The organism is Cetobacterium sp. (genome assembly GCF_977044495.1).
Genome location: NZ_CDRRQU010000037.1, coordinates 1 through 24,648, shown reverse-complemented (window position 1 = coordinate 24,648; position 24,648 = coordinate 1). Strand labels below are relative to the sequence as shown.

Annotated in this window: 23 protein-coding genes and 1 pseudogene; 7 read left to right on the top strand and 17 right to left on the bottom strand. The window is 31.2% G+C overall.

What is annotated here, in order from left to right:
* On the bottom strand, window positions 1-223 hold a 223-nt coding region (locus ACWI69_RS09220; RefSeq protein ID WP_448821550.1), incomplete at its 3' end, for a 4Fe-4S cluster-binding domain-containing protein.
* An 18-nt stretch (window positions 224-241) separates the two neighbouring features.
* Window positions 242-2,431, bottom strand: coding sequence for an anaerobic ribonucleoside-triphosphate reductase (nrdD, locus tag ACWI69_RS09215; RefSeq protein ID WP_448821549.1), 2,190 nt, complete (start codon window positions 2,429-2,431; stop codon window positions 242-244).
* A gap of 362 nt (window positions 2,432-2,793) precedes the next feature.
* On the opposite strand from nrdD, the gene ACWI69_RS09210 reads away from it, so the two are divergent.
* Complete coding sequence (locus ACWI69_RS09210; RefSeq protein ID WP_448821548.1) at window positions 2,794-4,182, top strand: aminopeptidase P family protein; 1,389 nt, start codon at window positions 2,794-2,796, stop codon at window positions 4,180-4,182.
* 118 nt (window positions 4,183-4,300) lie between these two features.
* Here ACWI69_RS09210 and ACWI69_RS09205 read toward each other — a convergent pair whose 3' ends face one another.
* Both ACWI69_RS09205 and ACWI69_RS09200 read right to left on the bottom strand, forming a co-directional pair.
* On the bottom strand, window positions 4,301-5,149 hold the full coding sequence (locus ACWI69_RS09205; protein ID WP_448821547.1) for an outer membrane protein OmpK: 849 nt from the start codon (window positions 5,147-5,149) through the stop codon (window positions 4,301-4,303).
* Between the two features lie 13 nt (window positions 5,150-5,162).
* Window positions 5,163-6,245: a pyridoxal phosphate-dependent aminotransferase gene (locus tag ACWI69_RS09200; RefSeq protein WP_448821546.1), complete on the bottom strand. Its 1,083-nt coding sequence runs from the start codon at window positions 6,243-6,245 to the stop codon at window positions 5,163-5,165.
* Between the two features lie 111 nt (window positions 6,246-6,356).
* On the opposite strand from ACWI69_RS09200, the gene ACWI69_RS09195 reads away from it, so the two are divergent.
* The 5 genes from ACWI69_RS09195 (at window position 6,357) to ACWI69_RS09175 (ending at window position 12,172) form a co-directional block, all read left to right on the top strand.
* Complete coding sequence (locus ACWI69_RS09195) at window positions 6,357-7,328, top strand: gluconeogenesis factor YvcK family protein (RefSeq protein ID WP_448821545.1); 972 nt, start codon at window positions 6,357-6,359, stop codon at window positions 7,326-7,328.
* A 12-nt stretch (window positions 7,329-7,340) separates the two neighbouring features.
* The gene (locus ACWI69_RS09190) at window positions 7,341-8,732 is read left to right on the top strand and encodes an aminopeptidase (protein ID WP_448821544.1); all 1,392 of its coding nucleotides are present in this window, start codon (window positions 7,341-7,343) and stop codon (window positions 8,730-8,732) included.
* A gap of 116 nt (window positions 8,733-8,848) precedes the next feature.
* Entirely contained in the window at window positions 8,849-9,784 is a 936-nt protein-coding gene (locus ACWI69_RS09185; RefSeq protein WP_448821543.1) for an NAD(P)H-dependent flavin oxidoreductase, read from the top strand.
* 94 nt (window positions 9,785-9,878) lie between these two features.
* Window positions 9,879-10,991, top strand: a complete 1,113-nt coding sequence (gene eutH, locus ACWI69_RS09180) for an ethanolamine utilization protein EutH (protein WP_448821542.1) — start codon at window positions 9,879-9,881, stop codon at window positions 10,989-10,991.
* Window positions 10,992-10,996: 5 nt separating this feature from the next.
* A complete protein-coding gene (locus ACWI69_RS09175; protein WP_448821541.1) occupies window positions 10,997-12,172 on the top strand; it encodes a M20 family metallopeptidase in 1,176 nt (391 codons plus the stop codon).
* 52 nt (window positions 12,173-12,224) lie between these two features.
* Here ACWI69_RS09175 and mscL read toward each other — a convergent pair whose 3' ends face one another.
* The 5 genes from mscL to ACWI69_RS09150 form a co-directional block, all read right to left on the bottom strand.
* Complete coding sequence (mscL, locus tag ACWI69_RS09170; protein ID WP_448821540.1) at window positions 12,225-12,617, bottom strand: large-conductance mechanosensitive channel protein MscL; 393 nt, start codon at window positions 12,615-12,617, stop codon at window positions 12,225-12,227.
* A gap of 28 nt (window positions 12,618-12,645) precedes the next feature.
* Window positions 12,646-12,885, bottom strand: a complete 240-nt coding sequence (locus ACWI69_RS09165) for a hypothetical protein (protein WP_448821539.1) — start codon at window positions 12,883-12,885, stop codon at window positions 12,646-12,648.
* Window positions 12,886-13,037: 152 nt separating this feature from the next.
* Entirely contained in the window at window positions 13,038-13,790 is a 753-nt protein-coding gene (locus ACWI69_RS09160; RefSeq protein WP_448821538.1) for a hypothetical protein, read from the bottom strand.
* 165 nt (window positions 13,791-13,955) lie between these two features.
* On the bottom strand, window positions 13,956-14,549 hold the full coding sequence (locus ACWI69_RS09155) for an HAD-IA family hydrolase (RefSeq protein WP_448821537.1): 594 nt from the start codon (window positions 14,547-14,549) through the stop codon (window positions 13,956-13,958).
* A 72-nt stretch (window positions 14,550-14,621) separates the two neighbouring features.
* Window positions 14,622-15,332, bottom strand: coding sequence for a TrkA C-terminal domain-containing protein (locus ACWI69_RS09150; protein ID WP_448821536.1), 711 nt, complete (start codon window positions 15,330-15,332; stop codon window positions 14,622-14,624).
* Between the two features lie 146 nt (window positions 15,333-15,478).
* Here ACWI69_RS09150 and ACWI69_RS09145 point away from each other — a divergent pair, with 146 nt between their 5' ends.
* Complete coding sequence (locus ACWI69_RS09145) at window positions 15,479-16,201, top strand: MBL fold metallo-hydrolase (protein WP_448821535.1); 723 nt, start codon at window positions 15,479-15,481, stop codon at window positions 16,199-16,201.
* A gap of 97 nt (window positions 16,202-16,298) precedes the next feature.
* Here the strand turns inward: ACWI69_RS09145 and ACWI69_RS09140 are convergent, their stop codons facing one another.
* The 8 genes and pseudogenes from ACWI69_RS09140 to ACWI69_RS09105 form a co-directional block, all read right to left on the bottom strand.
* The gene (locus ACWI69_RS09140; protein ID WP_448821534.1) at window positions 16,299-17,909 is read right to left on the bottom strand and encodes an AbgT family transporter; all 1,611 of its coding nucleotides are present in this window, start codon (window positions 17,907-17,909) and stop codon (window positions 16,299-16,301) included.
* Window positions 17,910-18,142: 233 nt separating this feature from the next.
* Complete coding sequence (locus ACWI69_RS09135; protein ID WP_448821533.1) at window positions 18,143-19,840, bottom strand: flavocytochrome c; 1,698 nt, start codon at window positions 19,838-19,840, stop codon at window positions 18,143-18,145.
* Window positions 19,841-19,981: 141 nt separating this feature from the next.
* Window positions 19,982-20,587, bottom strand: a complete 606-nt coding sequence (locus tag ACWI69_RS09130) for a copper homeostasis protein CutC (RefSeq protein WP_448821551.1) — start codon at window positions 20,585-20,587, stop codon at window positions 19,982-19,984.
* A gap of 30 nt (window positions 20,588-20,617) precedes the next feature.
* Window positions 20,618-21,022: pseudogene (locus ACWI69_RS09125) on the bottom strand (MOSC domain-containing protein); the annotation flags it as partial.
* Window positions 21,023-21,024: 2 nt separating this feature from the next.
* Window positions 21,025-22,005 carry a GTP 3',8-cyclase MoaA gene (gene moaA / locus ACWI69_RS09120; protein WP_448821532.1) on the bottom strand — a complete coding sequence of 327 codons (981 nt, stop codon included), beginning with the start codon at window positions 22,003-22,005 and terminating at the stop codon, window positions 21,025-21,027.
* Between the two features lie 33 nt (window positions 22,006-22,038).
* On the bottom strand, window positions 22,039-23,001 hold the full coding sequence (locus ACWI69_RS09115; protein WP_448821531.1) for an aromatic acid exporter family protein: 963 nt from the start codon (window positions 22,999-23,001) through the stop codon (window positions 22,039-22,041).
* Window positions 23,002-23,012: 11 nt separating this feature from the next.
* Complete coding sequence (gene glsA / locus ACWI69_RS09110) at window positions 23,013-23,930, bottom strand: glutaminase A (RefSeq protein ID WP_448821530.1); 918 nt, start codon at window positions 23,928-23,930, stop codon at window positions 23,013-23,015.
* A gap of 93 nt (window positions 23,931-24,023) precedes the next feature.
* Window positions 24,024-24,648 (bottom strand): sodium:solute symporter family transporter (locus ACWI69_RS09105; protein WP_448821529.1); only part of this gene is annotated, 625 nt, incomplete at its 5' end.

The following is a 24,648-nucleotide window of genomic DNA, read 5'->3' as shown; positions in this document are numbered from 1 at the left end:
CTCCTCCTAAGAGTGATAATCCTTTTATACTTTTGTCATATTTTTCAAAATAGTTTAAAATATCATTTTCAATTTCTTCAGTAAATAGAGAACCATAATTTGGATCCCAAGTGTCAGAGTTAAAGCAATCTTTGCAATAATGCGAACAACCACTTACAAAAATACTAACTCTAATACCTTCCCCATTAATCATATCTGTATATTTAATACCAGAATAGTTCATAATCAATCTCCCATCATTTTACATATGTTTAACTCTATTTATAACCTCTTTTTGTTTTCCTTTATTAAAAGGTCTAGAATCGGGTTGAGCTAAGTATCCACACACCCTTCGTATAACATTCATTTTAGTTGAATCGTTATTTCCACATTGAGGACATTCAAATCCTCTTTCTGTTGCTAAGAACTCACCACTAAAATTACAAATATGACACTTGTCAACCGGTTGGTTAATTCCCATATAGTGAATTCCAATAGAATGGGCATACTTTAAAACTTGGTATACTGCTTCAAGATTTTTCTTTAAAGAGTCAGTTTCAATATAGCTTATATGTCCACCAGCTGCTAGAGTGTGTCCAGGAGCTTCCAACCTTAATTTTTCAAAAGGATTTATTTTAATTCTAGAAGAAACATGGAAAGAGTTATCATAGTACTCTTTATCAGTTATTCCTTCGATTGAACCAAACTCCTTTAAATCTATCTGAGCAAATCTATCACAAAGAGATTCAGAAGGTGTAGAATAGAAAGCGAATCCTAAATTTGTTTCCTCCTTAAAAGTTTTAACTTTTTTGGAAATATATTCTAAAATTTTAAATGTTTTGATATAGGACTCTTCATCTAAAGCGAAATTTTTACCGTAGATAAGTTCAGATACTTCACTAAGACCAATATATCCTATGGATACAGTGGCATAGCCACCCCAAATCAAATCTTTAATTGTTTCCTTAGCTTTCTTTTCAGATAGAGCACCAGCCATCCATAGGATAGGAGCAATTTCTGCTGGGGTATTTTCTAAATATTTGGCTCTGAATATACTATTTTCTTTACAAAGTTCTAAAATTTCATCTAACTCCTTATAAAAACCAGCTTCATTACCTTTGTTCTTTATCGCAATTCTAGGTAGATTAATTGTAGTAGCCCCTATATTAAATCTACCAGAATATTTTTCATTTCCATCTTTATCCCACCAAGGAGATAGAAAAGCTCTACATCCCATAGGATAGACAACGGTACCGTTTTTTACTTGCTCAGGAGTAACAAATAAGATATCTGGATAAACAGATTTTGTCATACATTCAAAAGCAAGTTGAGAAATATCCCAGTTTGGATCTTCTGGATTAAAGTTTAAACCGTCACAAACAGCATAAACAATTTTAGGGAATATAGCGGTTTCTTTTTTAGATCCAAATCCCTCCATTCTAGTTTTGAAGACGAATTTTTGGACAAGTTTACCCTCCCATGAAGTTTCCGTACCTATTCCAATTGTAGTAAAAGGTGTTTGACCATTGACTGTGGATAAACTATTGATTTCATACTCTAAACCTTGCATAGATTGTTTTACAGACTCTTCAGTCATATCCACGGCGTAGTCGAAAGCGTTGGGGTATTTAGCTTTTAAAGATTCATTAGAGTAGTTGATGTCACCCACAGAGATAATTGAATCGATATTATCGTGAGATAGTCTTTCTATATACTTTAAACCTTTAGCAAAATGTTTTTTAAAAGTTTTAATGATATATGGAACAAGGGCTCTATCAAGATAAGGGATGGAACATCCTCCATAGGTATTTGAAGAAACAGAAGCTATAATTTGTACAATATGTCCAACTGCAACCTCGACAGAGTTAGGTTCTAACATTTTAGCATTTCCAATGTTACATCCTCCTTTTAACATCTGTTCAATATTAACTAATTCACAGTTAGTTTCTCTAAAAAGAAGGTAATCCAAATCGTGTATATGGATTCTTCCACTTTCATGGGCTTCTTTTAGGTGTTTCGGAAGAATTCTATTCAAATAGTAGTCTTTCGAGGAGATACCTGCTAGCAAATCTCTTTGTACAGATATCGTTTTACCATCTTTATTGGCGTTTTCATTTAGCATATCTTCGTTGGAGGCATCAATTAATTCACCAATTTTTTTGTATATAACTTGTTCCTTTTTTCTAAGTTCATTCTTAACAGTACGATATTCTTGATAAGAAAGTGCAATATCCTTTTCAGAGGAACCCATAAGTTTTTTTACAACAATATCTTGAATTTCCTCGACGTGCATCTTAGGAGTATCAAGGTTTTCTATTTGAGATGCTATTTTCTCAATAAGATCAGTATTTAATAGTTTTTCCTTCTGGTTAAAGGCCATAGTAATGGCTCTAATAATTCTGTTTTTATCAAAGTTTACAGTCGATCCATCTCTTTTAATAACTTCTTTCAAAGAAATCACCCCATTTTTATTTTTTCTTCAACCATTATACACATTTTTATACAATTCTACAAATGTGTAAAAAAGTAAAAATGGTTAATAAAATGGTTAAAAAAAAATATTTGACAGAAAAATACAGGGTTATTAAAGAAAAGTAAAGTTGAAAAAATAATCAAAATAAAAAAAATCGAGCAAAAAAAATTCATAGAAAAAAATAAAAAACACAATATATATTGTTTAGTTTGAAAAAATAACACAATATCTTGTGTTAAATTTGTTTTTAAATTTTTTTAGAGGATAAAAAATTAAAAAATATCAAAAAAATATGCTATAGTATTTTTAAAATACTATTGTAAAAGGAGGGGGAAGTTTTTATGTTTGATAAAGATGTCTACATTTCAAGAAGGAAAAGATTAAAAGAGTTGGTGGGAAACGGTTTGGTTTTAATTGTGGGAAATTCGGAGTCACCAATGTCATACTCAGATAATAGCTATAACTTTATACAAGACTCCACATTTTTATATTATTTTGGATTAAACTCACCAGATTTAGTTGGAGTTATGGATGTAGATAGTGATGAAGATTATATATTTGGAAAAGAATTTACAATGGATGACATAATTTGGATGGGGCAACAGAGAACTTTTAAAGAGAGAGCTAAAGATGTAGGAATAGAAAATTTTGTGGAACTAGAAAAAATGAAAGAGATACTAAAGAGGGATAAAGATAATGAAAGAATTATCCATTTTACCAATCAGTATCGTGTTGAAAATAGCTTAAAAATATCTAGGCTATTGGGGCTGAGTTTAGACGAGGTAAACGAAAAATTTTCAAAAAGACTAGTAGATGGAATAATAGAGATGAGGAGTTTAAAAAGGGATTATGAAATTGCGGAATTGGAAAAGGCTACAAACGTTACAAGGGAAATGCATCTGGTAGCTATGAAAAATGTGAAAGTTGGAATGAAAGGTTATGAGTTGGTAGCATTGTTGGAAGCTGTTGCTAAAAAATATAATGCAACAACATCTTTTCATACTATCTGTACAACGAATGGACAAATTCTACACAACCACTTTCATGGGAATATTTTTAAGGAGGGAGATATAGTTTTATTGGATTGTGGGGCTAGATTAGAAAATGGATATTGTGGAGATATGACAACAGTTTTTCCAGTTTCAGGAAGATTTGATTCTAGACAAAAAGATATCTATTCCCTGCTAATAGAGATGTTTGATAGAGCTGAGGAGTGTACAAAACCTGGAGTAACAAATAAATCTGTTCATTTAGAAGTTTGTAAAGTTTTGGTTGAAGGCTTAATAAAAAGAGGGATTATGAGGGGAAGTGTGGATGAGATAGTGGATGCAGGAGCACACGCTTTATTTTTTCCACATGGTTTAGGTCATATGATAGGACTAGATGTTCATGATATGGAAAATTTTGGTGAAAATAATGTAGGTTATGATAATGTGACAAAAAGAGAGATTCAATTTGGATTAAAATCTTTAAGAATGGGAAAAGAGTTAAAGCCTGGGTACGTGTTAACAATAGAGCCGGGAATTTATTTTATTCCGGAGTTGATAAAAAAGTGGGAAAAAGAGGGGAAATTTAAGGAGTATATCAACTATGAAGAAGTAAAAAAATATTTGGATTTTGGTGGAATGAGATATGAAGGGGATTTTTTAATAACAGAGAATGGAAATAGAAGATTAGGAGATAAAATGCCAAAATACGACTACGAAATTGAAGAAATTTTAAAAAAATAGTAGAATTTGTTTTCTAGACAGATATAAAAAAACTCCTTTTTTAAAAAAGAGGAGTTTTTTAGTTTTAAGTTATTGGTGAACTTTTTAAGTTATGTCATATAGATAGCTATTTCATAAACTAAAACATGATAGCATAATGAATACCAAAAGACTCATTATTTTTATTTGAGCTATTTTGATTAACTTGAGAAAAATGGTTATTTATTTGATAGGTATAACTTATGGAAAGATTATTATTTAGATAGAATCTAATTTGATTTTGCCACTGTAAAGAATCGTGAGTTTGTTTGTTATAATCCGAATTATTTTTAGCACCAAAATCATAGTCGAGCCATCCGCTGAATCCGAATTTCATCCCATTTTCAAATTTGTAAAAAGTTCCACCATAAGCAATGTTGAATAGATAGCCATCCCATTGATCTTCATTTCGACCATAATTTTTTTCGACATATCTAGCATATAGATTTGTTTTAAAATAATCGAACTTCATATACTTCATTTCTGGAATAGATACATAGTTACCAATACCAATATAGTATTTTCTAAGCCCTTCGTTTTGTCCAGTCCATTGACTTTTACCATGAACATTATCAAAATCGAATTGAGTTGCAATAAACCATTCAGATACAGGACCAAATGACAAATCAGTTCCAGTTAAGCCATCTATTGATATTCTTGGTGAGATTTCACCGTATGTGTAGTTATCGTCGATACCGTTTTTATCACTCAAATTGGAGCTTTTAAAAATATTTGATCTATCAACAAACCAGTATAAATCTAGAAGATTATACCTAGTTGTACCCTGTATTTCAAAAACAACATCTTTTTCTGAAGTTCCCCAACCATTTGGTAAAGCATTTCCCTTGATAAGACTCGCTTCTAGAACGGTGAAGTTCCAAGGCTCATATTGAGCAAAACTTACCGTTGAGAGTGTAACCGAACTTAAAAACAAAATTTTTTTTAACATGATTCCTCCGTATTTAATATTTCCGTGTAAACGTTTCAATCTCTTTTAGTAGAAGATTGATATTTTCTTTAGTCAGCACACAAACTCTAAAAAATTTTTCATCTAATTTATCAAAAGATTGGGCTTTTCTAATAATAATTCCTTTTTTAGATAGATAGTTATAAAGTGTGTTTGAATCAAACTTGGAACTTAAAATTTCACAAAGAATGAAGTTGCTTTTTGAGTCGTAAATCTTGAACTCTTTAAATGTTTTTAAACCTTCAAACAATAGATTGAAATTTTCAGCGAAATTTTTATGACACATATCAATAAAATTATTGTCTCTAAACATAGCCTCTCCCATAATAGATGCAAAAATATTGATATTCCAAAGGTTTGGAACGGTCTTCAGAGATGTTAAGATATCTCCCTTTGAAACAATAGAATATCCGAGTCTGATTCCGGGTGTAGAAAAAAATTTAGAAGTTCCTCTAATAACAATAATTCTATCAAATTTGTTAACTAAATTGATAGCTGAAGTCTTAGATGAATCTGTAAATTCAATATATGTTTCATCAATCATAATCGGTTTTTTAAAAGTTAAATAAATTTTTTCAAGATCTTCAATAGAAATTAGTGTTCCTGTGGGGTTATTTGGGTTACAGATAACAATCATATCAAAACAATTAGAGGAGATAAAAGAGATGAGATTATCTATATTGATTTGAAAATTATTTTCTTTTTCATAAAAAAACTTAGTGATTTTAGAACCTCTTCTGATAAGTTCACTTTCATATTCAGAATATGCAGGTGCTAGAAGTAAAGTATTTTTAGGAGCTATAACTTCAATAGTAGAAGAGATAAGCTCTGTAGCTCCACTTCCTAAAACAATATTTTCTGGATTGCAATTACAATAAGTAGAGATACTAGCTTTCAAATTTGTATAATCAGGGTCAGGGTATGTGGTTGCAAGATATAAATTTTCTTTTAGCTTTTTTAGTCCTTTAGGACTAAGACCAAAAGGGTTTATATTTGAACTAAAATCGATAAGTTGTTTTTCATTGATACCCAGTGTTTCTGCTAGTTGATGAAGATTTGCTCCATGATTATTTTTCATAAAACCCCTCCATTAATTAAAATATACAACTATTTTAACAAATATAGTTTTTTTTTGCAAAAGAATGTTATAAAATATGAGTATAATTAAAATAAGAGAAGGGGAATAGTTATGAGAAATCCAAAAGTAGTGGTAATAGGAGGGGGAAGTGGACTTTCTGTAGTATTGAGGGGATTAAAGCACTTTCCAATAGATATAACAGCTATAGTATCTGTTGCAGATAGTGGCGGGAGTAGTGGTATTTTAAAAAAAGAGTTCAATATACCAGCTCCAGGCGACTTAAGAAATGTGATGATAGCGTTGAGTAATGTGGAACCTTTAATAGAGGAAGTTTTTCAGTATAGATTTAGAGAAGATTCATCAATAGGAGCTCATCCCCTAGGAAACTTATTGATAACGGCAATGACAGAAATCACGGGAGATGTACAAGTTGCACTGAGAAGACTTAGGAAACTTTTTAATATAAATGGAAAAATACTTCCTGCAACTTTGGAAAAAATAGAATTAGTGGCAGAAAAAATAAGTGGTGGATTTGTATTTGGCGAATCAGATATACCGGTTTTAGGAGAAAAAATAAAAAGGGTTTTTTATGATGGAAAAGTGAGTAGTCCAAGAGAGAATATCAGAGCTATAGAGGAAGCTGACTTGATAGTTTTTTCAATAGGTAGTCTCTACACGAGTATTATTCCAAATCTACTTCTAGAGAATATGCAGGAGGCTTTAAAAAAATCAAAAGCACAAAAGATATATATATGTAATGCTATGGGACAGATGGGTGAAACAGAAAATTACAGTGTTGCAGATCATATAGAATCAATAAATAGACACGTAGGTTTTGATATGATTGATAAAGTTATAGTCAACTCTGTAGAGATACCAGAGGAGATACTTAAAAGATATAGTGATGAGGGGAGTACTCCTGTAGAACTAGATTTAAATAGATTGAAAAAAATGCGAGTGAAGGTAATAAAAGAACCTTTGATAAAAATAGATTTAGAAAAAAGAGTTAGACATTTATCTCACAAATTGGCAGCAGTTGTGTATTCACAAATAGATAATCTTGAAAATTTTTATGATGAATAAAAGGAGGAGAAGATGTTATTAAAAAAAGAAAATGGGTGGAAGAACAAAGGGTTAGAAAGAAGTAAAGTATTTGATTTTTGTGAGGAGTATAAAACTTCTTTGGATTTGGGGAAAACAGAAAGAGAGTATGTACGATTTGGTTTAGAGTTAGCTAAAAAAAATGGTTTTGTATGTGCTAGTACAAAAGAGAGATTGGTGGCTGGGGACAAAGTTTTTTATGTAAATAGAGAAAAAAACTTGGTATTAGCAGTAGTAGGAAAAGAGGACATAAAAAATGGGATAAATTATGTGGTTTCTCATATTGATTCTCCACGGATAGATTTGAAGCAAAATCCATTGTATGAAGAGTTAGAATTAGCATATATGAAAACTCATTATTACGGTGGAATAAAAAAATATCAATGGGCGTCTATTCCATTATCTTTGCATGGAGTTGTTATTTTAGCTAATGGAGAGAGAAAAGAGATTGTGATAGGTGAAAAAGAGGATGATCCTGTATTCACAATTCCAGATTTATTACCACATTTGGCAGCGAAATTTCAAGGAGATAGGCAAACTTCAGAGGTTATAAAGGGAGAGGAGTTACAAATCATAGTAGGCTCTATACCAACTGAAATCAAAAATAGTGAAATTAAAGATTTAATAAAATATCAGATTTTAGAGGAATTAAATAGGACTTACGGTATGGTAGAGGAAGATTTTATATCGGCAGAATTTCAGTTAGTTCCAGCTTTTAAAGCTAAAGATGTAGGATTAGATAGATCTCTTATCGGTGCTTATGGGCAAGATGATAGAGTTTGTGGATATACTTCATTGAGAGCGATATTAGATATAGATGGAATTCCGACAAAGACAGCTGTATGCTTTTTAGCGGACAAAGAGGAAACAGGATCACATGGATCAACAGGGTTACAATCCAATTATTTAGAATATTTCACAAGTGACTTAATCAGTAAAATTCAAGGAACATATAGTGATTTAGATTTAAGAAAAGTTCTTTGGAATTCAAATGCTCTTTCTTCGGATGTAAATGCGGCAATCGATCCTATATTTAAAGGTGTCCATGAGGCTCAAAATGCAGCGAAATTAAATTATGGTATAGTTGTGACTAAGTTTACAGGTGCTAGAGGAAAAAGTGGAACAAATGACGCTGATGCAGAGTATGTGTGGAGTATTAGAAATCTGTTAAATACACATGGAATAACTTGGCAAATTGGTGAACTAGGTAGAGTAGATGAAGGTGGAGGTGGGACAGTAGCAATGTTTTTAGCTGAAGAGGGGATAAAAACAATAGATGTAGGTCCAGCGCTTCTAGCGATGCATTCACCGTTTGAAGTATCTTCAAAGTTGGATGTATATGAAACGTACAGAACATATAAAATATTTTTTGAAAATATGATTTAAATAGCCCTAATTCACTTTGTTTGGAAGCAAAGGTGAAAAATATCTAAAAAAAGTTTCCATTTTTTGATAACATATGTTATTATAACAAGTGTTATTATATTTGGAGGTGAATTTAATTGAAAATAGGAGATTTAAGTATAGAGGTACCAATTATTCAAGGAGGAATGGGGATTAGAGCATCAATGTCAAGATTGGCAGCAGCAGTAGCCAATCAAGGAGGAGTCGGTGTAATATCAGGAACAGCCATTCCAGCAGAAGAGTTCAGAGAGGAAATAAGAAAAGCAAAAGAGATGATAATAAAAAAAGGTGGGGCACTAGGTGTAAATATAATGGTTGCCGCATCAAACTTTGCAGAAGCAGTGAAAGTGTCAATAGAAGAAAAAGTGGATATGATAATTTGTGGAGCAGGTTTTTCAAGAGATATTTTTGAAACTGTCAAAGGTACAGGAGTGAAAGTTATTCCAATAGTTTCAAGTCTAAAATTAGCTAAAATAGCTGAAAAATTAGGTGCAGATGCAATTGTCGTTGAAGGTGGTAACGCTGGTGGACATCTAGGAACGGATAAGGATTCTTGGGATATAGTGGAAGAGATAGTAAAAGGAGTTTCAATTCCAGTTTTTGGAGCGGGGGGAGTTATTACTCCGGAAGATGCTGTAAGGATGATGGCTTTAGGTGTGGATGGAATTCAAATGGGAAGCAGATTTATTGCTACTGAAGAGTGTGAAGTAAGCCAAGAGTTCAAAGAGATGTATGTTAACTCAAAAGAGGGAGATGTAGTTCAAATTATGAGCTCAGCGGGGCTTCCAGCCAATGCGATACTATCACCATATGTAAAAAGAGTCATTGATGAAGAGAAGTTAACTCCAAAAAAATGTACAAGTTGTTTAAAAAAATGTAGTAGAAAATTTTGTGTGAAGGACAGCTTAATAAAGGGGCATGAGGGTAATTCTTTGGAAGGAATTTTCTTTGCAGGAAAAGATGCATGGAAAATTAATGAGATTTTATCAGTGAAAGAAGTGTTTGATTTATTTAGAAGTAAAGTGTTGAAATAACGCAAAAATTAAGGGAAATCTAGTACGTTAGTACTAGATTTTTTTTGTATTCATGATATAATCAATTCATAAAATGAAATTGGGAGGATTAAAATTGAAAGTTATATTTTTTATTCTAACTTTTTTTGCAGTTTTAGGAGCATTAGATAGATGTTTTGGGAATAAGTTAGGGTATGGAAAAAGATTCCAAGAGGGTATAAATGTAGCTGGTCCTTTAATATTAGCAATGTTAGGAATATTATCGATAACTCCTTTGATATCGAAGATTTCAAAACCTTTTGTTGAAAGACTTTACTTTTTAACTGGAGTTGATCCTTCAATATATATAAATTCTATTTTGGCAACAGATATGGGTGGGTATTTTTTAGCGAGAGATTTAGCTATGAATAAAGATTTAGTGGAGTTTTCAGGTGTAATATTGGGTTCTATGTTGGGAACAGTAGTTATTTTTACAATGCCAGTAGCGTTTGGGATTATTGATAATTTATCAAAAGAAAATTTTTCTAAAGGAATATTGAGTGGAGTTGCTACCATTCCATTGGGATGCTTTGTGGCAGGTATAATGATGGGACTTGATGTGAGATTAATCGTATATAATTTAATCCCAGTGGCAATTTTTTCGGGAGTTATTTGTGTAGGATTATGGTTTTTTCCAGAGAGAACGTGTAAACTGTTTGATATATTTGGAAAAGCAATGACGGTAGTTATAACACTAGGATTAATTTTAACCATTGTAGAGACTATGTTTGGATACTCGATAATTCAAGGATTAAATCCAATAGATGAAAGTATGAAAATTGTTACAAGAGTGACTCTAACATTGAGTGGAGCTTATCCACTTTTATATTTTATAGAAAAATATTTTAAAGAGACTTTAAAAAAAATGGGCTCTCTGTTGGGAGTAGACGAAAGTGGTACAGCTGGATTTATGGCATCTTTAGTGAGTAGTATACCCATGTTTGGAATTTTTAATAAGATGGATGGCAATAGCAAAATAATAAATAGTGCATTTTCAGTAGCTGGATCATATGTCTTTGGGGGTCAACTAGGTTTTGTGGCAGGAGTTTCACCCGATAATATTTTACCATTTATTGTAGCGAAATTGGTAGCTGGCTTTAGTGCAATCTATCTAGCTAAAACTATGTTTATCAATAGAAAAGAAAAAAGAAAAGGATTTATATTAAATAAAAATTTAAAAATAAATTAGGAGGGATGAATTTGGAAAAAATTATATCAGAGTTAAAAAAGAGATACTTAGAAATTTTTGAAGAATTAAAAGAGTTAAATAACTATCTTTTTGAAAATCCAGAGTTAGGTTCAAAAGAGTTTAAAGCAAGAGATAAACATTGTGAAATATTGAGCAAATATGGTTTTTTTATAGAAAAAGGTTATTGTGGAATTGAAACTGCATTTTTGGCAAATTATGCAGGAGAAAATCCAGGACCGAGGATAGCATATTTGGCAGAATATGATGCTCTTCCGGAGATTGGTCATGGATGTGGTCATAACCTTCTAGGGGTAACTAGTAGTGCTGCAGGAATACTTTTGAGAGAGTTTGTAAATATATATGGTGGAGAAGTATTAGTAATTGGAACACCGGCTGAGGAAACTGATGGTGCGAAGGTGGCTATGGTAAAAGCTGGAGCCTTTGACAATATAGATGTAGCTATGATAGTTCATCCTACGAGTGGAAATTTACATTTGAGAAGTAGTTCAAGTCAGGCCATGGAAGCTTTACAATTTACATTTAAAGGGAAAACTGCTCATGCTGCAGGATCGCCTCATTTAGGTATAAACGCTTTAGATGCTATAATTACTTTATTCAATACAATAAATGCACTGAGGCAACAAATATTGCCAACTGATAGAGTACACGGTATCATTACAAAGGGTGGAGAGGCGGCTAATATAATTCCAGACTTAGCTATAGCTAATTTTTATGTGAGATCAAGAAATAAAAAAGAGTTAGATATACTTTTAGAAAAAGTTCTTAATTGTGCAAAAGGTGCGGCGATATCTTCAGGAACTAAATTGGAAATAGAAAATTATGAAACAAGTTTTTTAGATTTAGTTACGAATAAAACTTTAATGAATCTTTATGAAGAAAGTTTAAAAGATATTGGTATAACTGAGATGGAGGATTCGGAAGAGAGTGGATCAACTGATGCGGGAGACGTGAGCCATGTGTGTGCAACAATTCATCCGTATTTACCGTTATATAAAGAAGTGACAAGTCACAGTAGAGAGTTAGCGGAGTGTACGATTGAAAGTGGGGCGTATAAAGGGATTGAGGAAGCTGTACTAGCTCTTACTTTGACAGGTATAAAGCTACTAAAAAATGAAAAAATATTGGATAAAATAAAATTAGAGTTCGATAATAGCAAGTAAGAAAATAAAAAGGATTGTCATTAAGGCAATCCTTTTTGTTATTTATAAAAAATTATTTTTTAGCTAGAAGATCTCGGATTTCTGTTAACAATATCTCCTCTTTTGTAGGAGTGGGAACGGACGGGGTGTCCTCTTTTTTGCGAAGGTGATTAATTCCTTTAACCATTAAAAAAATACAAAATGCAATTATTGTGAAATCAACAACAGATTGAATAAAATTTCCATATCGCATAGCAGATTCAGGTATTGTTCCTCGAGCAGGTTTAATAATATATTTTAAGTTACTAAAATTAACGCCACCTAAAAATATACCGATAACAGGCATTAAAATATCGTTAACAATAGAGTTAACAATTTTACTAAAAGCACCACCTATGATAACACCAACAGCTAAATCTATGGCATTTCCTCTTATAGCAAACTCTTTAAATTCTTTAAAAAACATTTAGTATCCTCCTTAATTTATAATAACATTAAGAAATTTCAATTGCCTTAATTACATCACAATCAAGAGCGTTACGATATAACCCCAGTACTGTAGGGATTCCATCAGATTCATCAGCTTTAGATACCATAAGCTCTTTGATTCTAATTTTATGACATTTTTTACATTTGTATATGTAATAGAGCTGACTCATCTCATTTCCATAGTCATCAGTAAAATTTTTTTTAGCTAATCCCAAAAACTCAAAGTCGTGTACAAAGTGCAACATAGATTTCCCTCCTTTTATTATAAAAGTATTATGTTAGTATATACTAAATAAAAGTTTATTTCTTTTTCTCGTTAAAAAATTTTATAAAATTTTTACGCTAAAATATCTTATAACATAGAAAAAGAGACTCATCAGTCTCTTTTAAAATGGTTTTAACCTATAAAAATTGGGGAATTAACGTGTTCTAAGATATTTAAACCCATACGATTAGTTATTTTTTCGAGAAAGAAGGAGTAACTAAGATTTCCCATAATCAGAAGAGAGGTTTTATTAAGTTCAAAATAAAAATCTTTAATATCATCCAGAGAAGATGAAAAACCTCTTAAATTGGGAAGTACTCCTTTATCATGGATAAGCTCAAGAAGGACATGATCTTTTTTCTTATAGTTCCATGTAAAAACATCAAGTTTTTCAATATCTGTTGAAGAGAATAAAGTTAGAAAACTATAGACACTTTTATTGATTTTTATGCCATCATCAGATGTTACTCCGATATTTTCAAAGGTTAAAGGTTTGCCTCTTAAGATTATGATAGGTCTGTAGATAGTTTTCAAAATTTCTAAAAAAAGGTCTCCCAAAAATAATCCCTCTTGATAAAGGAGAAGATCATTTAACCTTAAAAGATTTTTTAAATTTTCTGTAGTAATTTGAACAATACTGAGAAGATGTGCATTCAGTTTATGTTCAATTAATTTTTCTTTTGTTTTATCCAAAAAATCATCTTGTAATTCAGAAAAATCTTCAAGAAGATTTGCAGCATCTTCAGAGTTACTGATAAAAGGATTTACATTTAAAGCATAAACAGGGGTTATCTCAAAACCAAACTCCTTTTTTAATGAAAGACAGCTTTCGATTATTAAGTCAAGATTATCTCCACTTTTAAAAATAACAAGTGCTTTTTTCATAAAAACCTCCAAATATAGTGATATCTATAATTAATTTATTGAAAATATTTCACTTTTCCTTTTTAATTTCAAAAGAAATATTTTAAAAAGATAAAAATAAAAAGAACTCTTTTGTGTCTGTGTTCAAAGAGTTCTTTTTTATATGTTCTAGTTTTGTCTTTATATTTAAAGTAATGGTGTGATAGACTTTTTAAGTTCATCACAATTTGTAAATAAAACACTGTGGAAACCTATTTTTTTTGCTTCCTCAATATTATCGAAGTTATCATCTATAAACAGTGTTTCAGAAGGGTCTAAATTATATTTTGAAAGAAGGATTGCATACATAAAGTGATCAGGCTTTAGAGTATTAACTTGGTACGATATAACTCCACCATTTCCAATTCTTAAGAAATCGTATTTGTTATACATTTTTTCATAGATATCTTTTTGAAAATTAGAGAGGTAATATATATTATATCCATAATCTTTTAATGTTTTTAAAAGATTGACATTTGCTTCTATAGGAGTAAGCATTTCATGCCACTTATCAAGTACAACAGATATCTCCTTTTTTAAGTCTGGAGCTTTTGTTTTAAAGATTTTTTCAGCAATTTCGTAATCAATAGAACCACGATCCAACTCTTGCCATTCGTCACTTAAAAAAATTAATTTATATAACCTTTCTTCAATATTTTTTTCAAATCCTAATCCTTTTAAAAATTCTTGTGGATGAAAATCTAGCAGTACATTACCAATATCAAATACTATATTTTTCATAATGCCTCCTTTAAAAAATAATTTAGGGTTATTACAAACATACCTCATAAATTAAAAAACATCAATAGCAATCTATGAAAAATCTTTTTCTTTTATAAAAAGTTTTTTTATATTTTTCAAAGAACCAAAAATAATAATTTTATCTCCCTCTTCTAAAATAGTGTCTCCCGTTACATCAACGGATGTATCATCATTTTTTTTAATAGTTAAAATTTGAAGAGTGTAGTTCAAGCGAATATTGGAATTTTTTAATTGGACTTGGTATAGTTCTTCTGGAAGATTTGTAATGGTAACTTCAGCAATAACTTCAGATTTGAAAACTTCAAGAATCATAATAGGGTTATGTTGGTTTTTAAACATTGTTTTAATACCAATTTTACTTATAAATTTATCAAAATTATTTTTTATAAAGTTTATTTTTAAAAAGGAATACCATGTAATGATGAAAGCTATAATTGTCATAATAACTTTAACAATCAAATGAAAGCTATTACCATCATTTAATCTCATAAAGAAATTTATAGCCATTGAAACTATAGTGACTGAAAATATATAGCCAAAAAGAATTGTTATAAAGGCAAGTTTTCTTCGCTTCCTAGAAGAGGTGATAAGTTCACTTTCAATGGTTGTGAAACCACAATTTGTTAGCATGGAGATAACTTGAAAACGTGCGGTTTCCTCTGTAAGTCCAGTGAGTCTAAATAAAATAGTGAATATTTCACAAATTAAAAGATAGGTTAACATAAAACTAAAAAATGCTAAAATTGCAAAATCTGTACCCATAAGACCACCTTTAAATTTATTTAATTAAAGAAACTATGATATATTAGATACGATTAAAAAAATAAAATCCTTTTTAAATAAAAGGAATATTATTTTATTTTTAGAAAAGATATACTAAGTAAAAATTTTGGGAGGATGAGGATATTATGGAGTTTAAATTTAAATTTTTAGGAAAAACTTGTTGGTTTTTAGAAGTTGACAAAAAATTTAAAATAGGTTGCAATCCATCTTTTATTCTAAAAAAAGGGAGTGATGTTGAGTTAGCGTCTCCTACAGGGGACACTTTTAGAAATATAAAACTTTGGTTGATTACTGAGTGTAATCCTGATTCTTTTGATGAAGAAGGAGTTAAGATTATAGAGGATGAAGCAAAAATTATTGCAAGAAAAGAGTGCGGTAAGTATTTAAGAGATAAAAAAAATGCAAATATCTATTTTGTAGATTGGTTTAAAAAAATAGAATTGGAAATAAAAGGATACAGAATTAGAGTTGAAGCTATCCCAACTTATAAAGGGGGTGGATTTTTATCTAATCCTGCTTCAGGAAAGGCAAATGGCTACTTAGTAACAATAGTCGATAAAACAGAGACTTCAAAAAGAATATATGTGACAGGTGAGACAATTTATCATGAAAATATAATCAAAGCATTGATATATCATCCGATAGACATTATGATTGCAAATATAGGGCGTGTAAAGAATAGTTATTTTGGTGGTGAAAAAAGTATGGATTTAGTTATGCTAAATAGTTTTATAAGAACCTTAAATCCAGGTGAAGTAATAACTATTTTTTCTAAAGGAGAGAGTGCAAGAAAAGAGATGAAAAAATATATAGATTTAATTGATGTTGGAGAAGAAAAAGAGATGTAAAAAAGAAAAAGAGATTAAAGTAAAATGTAAAGAAATGGCTATCAAATAATAAATACTTGATAGCCATTTTTCTATAGCTTAGATATTGAACTTCATTTTATATAAACATGCTAACTCCAGGTCCAATAGGGAGTCCTAAGTAAGTCCACGCAATAAACATAAGTGACCATCCAATTAAGAACACCAATGAGTATGGAAGCATCATTGCAATAATAGTTCCAATCCCCATAGACCCCTCTTTTTCCTCGTATTTAGATGCAAATCCAACTATAATAGGGAAATATGACATTAGAGGAGAAATTATATTAGTAGTAGAATCTCCGATTCTGTATGCTAATTGAGTATATTCAGGAGTTAATCCTAATTCAACAAACATAGGTATAAAAACAGGAGACAGCATTAACCATTTAGATGATGCTCCACCAATAAATAAGTTAACGAATGCAGTTAAGAAAATTAATCCTACAGCTGCCCATATTCCAGAAATACCTAAATCTTTCAAGACATTAGCGAGTTTAACAGCAATAACAATTCCGATATTTGATCTAGAAAAAACATAAACGAATTGTGCAGAAACAAAGATTATTACTAAAACTTGTCCGCAAGAAGCCATTGCTTTAGTCATGGATTTAATAACATCTTTGTGTGACTTTACAGTTTTTGCTGCAACTCCATAAGCAAGTCCAGGAATAAAAAATGCCAACATAAGTATAAAAACAATAGAATCGCTGAAGAAAGGTTTTAAAATTTCCATAGTTCCCGGTTCTCTATTGTTATCAGCTATAAACTTTGTAATTTCTCCAGGAGTCAATCTGAAGATAGCATTTTCAGGTATAACCATAAGTAAAACTATGATAATAAATCCGATTGTAGCTAATCCAGCAGCTCTTAAACCTCTTTTTTCTTCAGGGCTAATTTGATCATTTGCACTAATATCAACTTTAGGACCAGTGTAGCTTCCTAATCTAGGTTCAACAACCTTATCTGTTATCCAAGCACCAACTGCTGTGATAAAAAATGTAGAAGCAAACATAAAGAAAAAGTTTGCGGTAGGAGTGACAGAATATCCGGGTAAGACGATTTGTGCTGCCACTGTAGTGATTCCTCCAAGTAAAGGGTCTGTGGTACCGATTAAAAGGTTAGCAGAGAAACCTCCAGAAACTCCAGCAAAAGCAGCAGCGATACCTGCAAGTGGGTGTCTACCAAAAGATAAGAAGATTACTGCTCCAAGCGGAATTAAAACAACATATCCAGCATCTGATGCAATATTTGACATAACTCCTGCGAAAACAACTATAGCAGATACAAGTTGTTTAGGAGTTGAAATAACAATTTTTTTAATTATAGAGTTCAGTAGTCCAGTTCCCTCAGCTAACCCAACTCCAAGCATAGCAACAACGATTGAACCTAGTGCAGCGTGTCCTGTAAAGTTTTTAACTGTTGAACCAAAAATTCCTCTAATACCACTTCTAGTTAAAAGATTTTGGACATAAGTTGTTTTTTCAATAACTTGTCCAGTAGCTCCTGAAATTTCTTTATAGTTTACAGAAACACCGCTATAAGAAAGTATTGTAGAAAATATAATAGTTATCACAAAGAAACCAAAGAACATGGCAACCGGATGAGGCAACTTATTTCCCGTAACTTCAATAAAGTTTAAGAATTTCTCAAAAAAGCTCATTTTTTTTATTGCAGATTTTGTAGACATTTTTCCTCCCTAAATAATAAAGTGAATTTATGGAATAAGTGTAAAAATTGAAAAAATCTTTTCACAATTTCCATTTATGAAATATATTAAGTCTATTGATGTGGTATAGACTCAACTGATTTTATCATAAATTGTTCTATAAAGCAATACAAAGTTCAAAAAAATAAAATAAAAAACGCATTTAATTAACCAATAAATGCGTTTTATAAACTTATAGTTTTTAAAATAAACAATTATTTGGAAAAAATACTTGCATTTTCTCCAGCTATTTTACCAAAAACAGTTATATCTACAACAGCGTTCCCCCCAAGTCTATTAGAGCCGTGTATTCCACCGGTAACTTCTCCAGCAGCAAAAAGTCCTTTTATAGGCTTGTTATTAGATAGAACTTCAGTATTTTCATTTATTTTAATTCCTCCCATAGTATGATGAACAGCAGGAGCGACCTCTACACTATAAAATGGTGCCTGTGACAATGGAGTTGGTAAACTTTGTCTATTGAACTCAGAATCGATTCCAACTTTAGTACTTTCATTATATTTTGAGAAAGTTTTCTCTAATTCTTTAGGAGGAATATTTAAATTTTTAGCTAGCTCCTCTATACTATCTCCTTTAATTAAGTACCCTTTTTTATCGTAACTATCTATGGCTTTTAAACTTTTTTTAACGTTTTCATCAAACATAAGATATGCACTTCCACCTTTTTGATTAAGTTCCGCTTTAGAAACAACATCTCTAGTGTCCAGTTCATTAACAAATCTTTTTCCATCTCGATTTACAAGAATAGCTCCGTTTCCTCTGACAGCTTCAGTAATCATGACACTATTTGTTGGAATAACAGTGGGATGAGTTTGAATTTGTTCCATATCTACTAAGTCTACACCAAGAGGTCTAGTCATAATGATTCCATCACCAGTAGCGCCTTTATGATTCGTGGTTCCAAATCCCTTCAGAGAAGCAACATTTTCTACAATTAAATTTGGATTAGCTCCAAAACCACCAGTTGCAATAACAACCGCTTTTGAATGTATATTGTATTTTTGCCCATTAGGTGCTTTAACCGTAATACCTCTGACAGCTTCACCATCATATATAATAGATTCAGCAAAAGTTGAGAGTTTAATATCAACTCCTGATTCTTTTGCAGTTTTAGAAAGAGCAGCGATTAAATTAGGTCCAACGGGAGCCCCACCAGTAGGTCTATGAGTTCTATCTACACTCTGTCCACCCATTCTTCCAAGGTCACTCAAATCAGCCCCTTTTTTCATCAACCAATCGACGATTTCCGCAGAAGATTCAGCCATTTTTGTAACCAGAGTTCTATTATTTGTGTTTTTTCCACCCTTCATAGTGTCATCTATAAAAATTTCAACAGAATCTTCAACGCCTTTCTTTTTTTGGATAGAAGTTTTAGCAGCGTTAAGTCCACCAGTGGCATAGTTAGTGTTTCCTCCAAGAATAGCAGACTTTTCAACTAATATAACATTTGCTCCATTGTCTTTAGCAGCGATAGCAGCGGAAAGACCAGCACCACCACCACCAATAACAACAACATCTGTCGTAATATCATTGTAGGTTACAATTTTTTTCTCTTTTGGAGTTAACTTAGCTTTGGATTCCTTTATAGCTCTATCCACAGCTCTTTTCAACCCAACACTGGTAGAAGTTGCACCGGCAACATTGTCCACTTTAACGGATTGAGTTTCAATAATATCGGCAATAATAGAGTTCATTCCATCTTTTGTAAAATCACTTTCTTTTTCTTCCAAAATTTTGATACTCTTGATTTCATTATTGACAATATCGACATTTACTTTGATATCACCATTATATCCCTTGGCAGAAGAGATAAATTCTTTTCCTTGAGCTATAGTTGTTGTTAAAAGTAAAGAAGTAAAAAAACTTATATACTTTTTACTAAAAAATTTCATAAATGTTGACCTCCTTTGATTTACATATGTAATAATACTAATATACAACTTAAAATAGTTTAAAATAAAAGTGACTAAAAATCAAGAAAAATATAATAAAAAATGACGAAAAGTATATATTTCGTCATTTTTAAAAAGGTTTTAAACTATTTTTTTTCCATGATATTCTGTATTTGGAATCAATTTATTAATTTCTTGGAAATTTTCAAATGTAACTCCACCGCATACAATAATCTTTATCTTATTTTGAGCAATGTTGATAAACTTGTTTAAAAGTTCAGCACCTTCAAAAGCTGTATTTTTTTTACCAGATGTTAAAATTCTATCAATCCCGATTTTAGCTAAGTTTAATATTTCATTTTCTGGATTTTCGATTTCATCAATAGCTTTGTGGAAAGTGATACTCATAGGTTTTGAAAGCTCGACAAGTTCTTTTAAAAGAGGATAATCAATTTTTTTATCCTTTGTTAACACGCCAAAAACAACTCCAAGAACTCCGAGTTCTTTACACATTTTAATATCCTCTTTCATGATTTCAATTTCAGCTTGAGAATAATAAAAATCTCCGCCTCTAGGTCTAATCATTACGAAAGTAGGAATAGCTAGTTCTCTAACTTTTTTAATGGTTCCATAGGATGGAGTAGTGCCACCTTCATATAAATTTTCACAAAGCTCAATTCTATTAGCACCTTTATTTATAGCGGCAATAGCTTCGCTATACGAACCAACACAAGCTTCCAAGACCACTGGAGATTTGGTTATCTTGATACTATCATTTGGAAAAATGACCCCTCCCTTTAATACTTTTGCAAAAACACCTTCACGTGGCATGATACAATCACCAACTCTGTAATATATTTTACAGTGGTGGTGGCACTGTTTTCCTTTTTGAGTTATTTCAAGAAGAGCATCACCAATTTGTAAGATGCTACCAACGGCAAGATTTTTTAAATCTATGCCCTGAACTATTAAATTTTCGCCAAAAGCTCCAAAATCGACATTTCCTCCTTTTTTATTAAAATCTTCAATTTTTTCAATTTCTAATAGACTGATTTGCCTATGCCAATTTCCTCCATGAGCATCTTTTTCCAATCCAAAATTTTCGATTAAATTTCCACTTTCAACAACAATTTTTTCAGTTCCTTTATTTTCACTTATGCAAATCGCAACAATTTTTCCCACGTTTATCCTCCTATCTTGTTCATTCCTTTTGATTCAATATTACTGGTATACTCACTACTATCCATCTGGTGTTCTTTTGGTTTTTCATTATAAATAGCCTGCTCTATAATCGTTGCGAGAGTTTCGATAGAGATATCATTTCCTAAATATGGGACTAAATCAATTCCTTGATTATAATGTAAACATAGTTTCAAAAATCCATTAGAAGTTACTCTTACTCGGTTACAATTGTCACAAAATCTATTGGAAAGAGGACTGATAAAACCTATTTCTCCTAAAAAATTTGGAATTTTATAGTAAGACGCAGGACCATCAGTTGAAATATTAGAAGTTTTTTCTAACAAGTAATGCTTTTGTAGAAGAGTTAAAATATCTGAATTTTTGACAGAAGTGAACTTTTTTCCTTCGCCGATTGGCATTATTTCAATAAAACGTACGTCAACATTTAAGTCTTTAGTTAAGTTAACAAAATCTAGAATTTCATCATCATTAACATCTTTCATAATGACAACATTTAAACGTATTTTTTCAAAATTTTTTAAAGTTGCTTCCTTAATAGTTTTAAAAATTATATTAAAATCTCCACCACGGGTAATTTTGTTATATTTTTCAGCGTTCAAACTGTCTAAACTTATATTAATCCTATTTAATCCATTTTCTCTAAACTCTTCTAAATTTTCTAAAAGTTGAAAGCCGTTTGTAGTAATTGCAATTTTTTCTATACCATCAATGTGGTGTATTTTTTTAAGAATCTCTTTAAAGTCTTTTCTAACTAAAGGTTCACCACCAGTTATTCGCACTTTTTTTATGCCGATTAAGGAAAAGGCTTTGACAATTTTTTCGATTTCATTACTATTTAGTAAGTCGCAACTGTTATAAAAATTTGTATGTTTTTCAGGGAGACAGTACTGGCATCTTAAGTTACAGTGGTCTGTGATAGATAATCTTAAATAGTTTATTTGTCTTTTATTTCTATCTAACATAAGCGCTCCTTTATAATGGATTTAAAGATTAGATCAATTGTCATAATCTTTTTTGAATTCAATTTTAGCGTTAAGAAACTCCTCCATTTCTTGTAAAAGTTGAAATAGAGTAGCTCTATTTTCAAATTCTGCTCTAGTTTTAGGAAGAGGAAAACTTGAGAATAGTTCTTTCAACTCTTTATGTTCTTTGATTAATGGAGTAGTTTTTTTATCAATCTCAACATTGTCTGAAACTTTAGCTACAAAGTCAGCAATAATAAGGCTGTATTCATGTGTAATATATAATCTTTTAAAACACGTCCTCATTCTAGTTAAAATCCTATATTGTCTTCTTCTCATAGAGAAAAAATTTAGATTTTCATTACATTTATCAAATAGAGAGTTGTCGTAATCCAATAAAGAAAACTTTCTTCCCTCTTCGATAGTAGCTTTTAAAGATTTGAAATTTTTATCCTCATTTACAGATACACAACTACATTTTAAGCTTTCAGAGATATCGGAAAGAATTTGTTTTAGAATCAAGTCAACTTTTAGCTTGACTAAATCAATGTTTTTAGAGTTTGTAGGCATATAAAGGTTTAAAATATTTCCTACGGACAAACCTAAAATTAAGACATAAAATTCATTCAATAAAAAATCTAAAGATACTGATTTTTCGCTTAAAATATGTGTTGCTAATACAGTTGTAACCAAGAATCCTTGTACAATCTTGAATTTAATACATAAAGGCATAAAAAGTAAAATAAATATTCCTAAAGTAATGTAATGGTATCCTAAAAAAAATGATAACAAAATAAAAAGAGACATTCCTAGAATAACCGCAAAGAAACGCTCAATTGTGATTTTTATACTATCACTTTTAGTTGCTTGAATAGAAATAATGGCAATAATACTTGCAGTAAGACCATATTTTATTCCAAAATAATCTGCAAGATAGTAGGATAAGAAAGAAGCCAGAGCCGTTTTTATAACTTTATGATCAAAATATTTAAACATAGTAACTCCTTTTAATTAAAGATACTAAATTTAAAATTTTCTGCAATCTCTTCAAGAACAGCTATACCACCTATAGAATTCCCCTTAAGGTCTAAAGATGGACCGAAGATGCCAACACCCATTTTGCCGGGAATTACAGATAAAATACCGCCTCCGACACCAGATTTAGAAGGAATACCAACCTTTATAGCAAACTCACCTGAACCATCATACATTCCACAAGTTGTCATAAGTGTTTTAGCAATGGTAGCTATGTGTTCGCTAACGATTCTATCTCCATTTTTTAAAACACCTCCTCTAGCTAAAAATAATCCAATTTTAGCTAGATCAATGGCAGTAACTTCGATAGAGCATTGTTTGAAATAGATATCTAAAACATCTTCTACATCTCCAGTTATAAGTCCTTCACCTTTTAGAAAGTAGGCCATAGAACGGTTTTTATTTCCAGTTTCCTTTTCACCGCTATAGATGTCTTCATTGACTTTCAAATTATTATTTTCAGATATCAATCTAATAAAATTGAGAACTCTTTCAAATTTTTCAGAACTATCTTTTCCTTTTATCATAGAGCATACTTCGATAGCACCGGCATTAATCATAGGATTAAAGGGTTTCCTCATTCGACCGGTCTCTAATTTTCTAATGGAGTTAAAGGCATCACCGCTAGGTTCCATACCTACTTTAGAGAAAACGTATTTTTCTCCTCTATCAAGCAAAGCTAACATCAAAGTTAGAGGTTTTGAAATACTTTGAAGAGTGAATTTTATATCAGCATCCCCAGCTATAACGATTTCACCAGATGTATCTATTATACATATTCCTAGATGACTTTTATTGGCAGTTGACAACCCTGGAATGTAGTCAGCAACTTTTCCTAGTTCGCACATATATTTGTTTCTATTAATAACACCTTCTAAAAAACTTTTCATAAGCATCCTCCGTAACCGTTCAATTCTTTATTTAGATTATATATAAAAAATGAAAAAATATCAAAGTAAATAATAAGATTACTTGAGCTTTTATCAAAGATTGAAAAAAATATCGATAGTTTCATCATCAGGTTTCTCTCCTAAATAAGAACCTAAAATAAAAACTATTAAACTCATAACAATAACTGGTACAATTTGGTGAAGACCAGAAAAGGTAATTTTGAAAACAGAAAAGTAGACGTATGAAGCTACTCCGAAAATCATGGAGGACATAGCTCCAAGAGCGTTAGCTCTTTTCCAATACAGCCCCATAACAATAGGACAGAAGAAGGCTGCTTCTTGACCTGCAAGAGCAAAAAGATTTATCCAGACCAAAAGATCAGGAGGATCAAGAGATAGAAGAAAAACAATTACACCTATAAATAGTGAAGTAAATAGCGAAAGTTTTTTAATTTTGTTATCTCCGGGGTTTGGATTTATATAATTAATATATAAATCTTTAACGATAGTGGCAGACGACAGAATTAAAAATGAATCAACTGTGGACATAATAGCTGCAAGAGGTCCACCAATGAAAACACCTGCTAAGATGGGATGTAGCTTTGAAATAGCTAGAGTTGGAATAATTTTATCTCCAATAGTTATCCCCGGAAGAATAGCGACGCCCATGACTCCAATTAAGTGCATAATAAGCATTAAAATTCCAACGACAGAGGTT

Coding starts and splice junctions, on each gene's coding strand:
- ACWI69_RS09210 (WP_448821548.1), top strand. CDS start 2,794: ATGTTTGATAAAGATGTCTACATTTCAAGAAGGAAAAGATTAAAAGAG.
- ACWI69_RS09205 (WP_448821547.1), bottom strand. CDS start 5,149: ATGTTAAAAAAAATTTTGTTTTTAAGTTCGGTTACACTCTCAACGGTA.
- ACWI69_RS09200 (WP_448821546.1), bottom strand. CDS start 6,245: ATGAAAAATAATCATGGAGCAAATCTTCATCAACTAGCAGAAACACTG.
- ACWI69_RS09195 (WP_448821545.1), top strand. CDS start 6,357: ATGAGAAATCCAAAAGTAGTGGTAATAGGAGGGGGAAGTGGACTTTCT.
- ACWI69_RS09190 (WP_448821544.1), top strand. CDS start 7,341: ATGTTATTAAAAAAAGAAAATGGGTGGAAGAACAAAGGGTTAGAAAGA.
- ACWI69_RS09175 (WP_448821541.1), top strand. CDS start 10,997: ATGAATTTGGAAAAAATTATATCAGAGTTAAAAAAGAGATACTTAGAA.
- mscL (WP_448821540.1), bottom strand. CDS start 12,617: ATGTTTTTTAAAGAATTTAAAGAGTTTGCTATAAGAGGAAATGCCATA.
- ACWI69_RS09165 (WP_448821539.1), bottom strand. CDS start 12,885: ATGTTGCACTTTGTACACGACTTTGAGTTTTTGGGATTAGCTAAAAAA.
- ACWI69_RS09160 (WP_448821538.1), bottom strand. CDS start 13,790: ATGAAAAAAGCACTTGTTATTTTTAAAAGTGGAGATAATCTTGACTTA.
- ACWI69_RS09155 (WP_448821537.1), bottom strand. CDS start 14,549: ATGAAAAATATAGTATTTGATATTGGTAATGTACTGCTAGATTTTCAT.
- ACWI69_RS09150 (WP_448821536.1), bottom strand. CDS start 15,332: ATGGGTACAGATTTTGCAATTTTAGCATTTTTTAGTTTTATGTTAACC.
- ACWI69_RS09145 (WP_448821535.1), top strand. CDS start 15,479: ATGGAGTTTAAATTTAAATTTTTAGGAAAAACTTGTTGGTTTTTAGAA.
- ACWI69_RS09140 (WP_448821534.1), bottom strand. CDS start 17,909: ATGTCTACAAAATCTGCAATAAAAAAAATGAGCTTTTTTGAGAAATTC.
- ACWI69_RS09135 (WP_448821533.1), bottom strand. CDS start 19,840: ATGAAATTTTTTAGTAAAAAGTATATAAGTTTTTTTACTTCTTTACTT.
- moaA (WP_448821532.1), bottom strand. CDS start 22,005: ATGTTAGATAGAAATAAAAGACAAATAAACTATTTAAGATTATCTATC.
- ACWI69_RS09115 (WP_448821531.1), bottom strand. CDS start 23,001: ATGTTTAAATATTTTGATCATAAAGTTATAAAAACGGCTCTGGCTTCT.
- glsA (WP_448821530.1), bottom strand. CDS start 23,930: ATGAAAAGTTTTTTAGAAGGTGTTATTAATAGAAACAAATATATGTGC.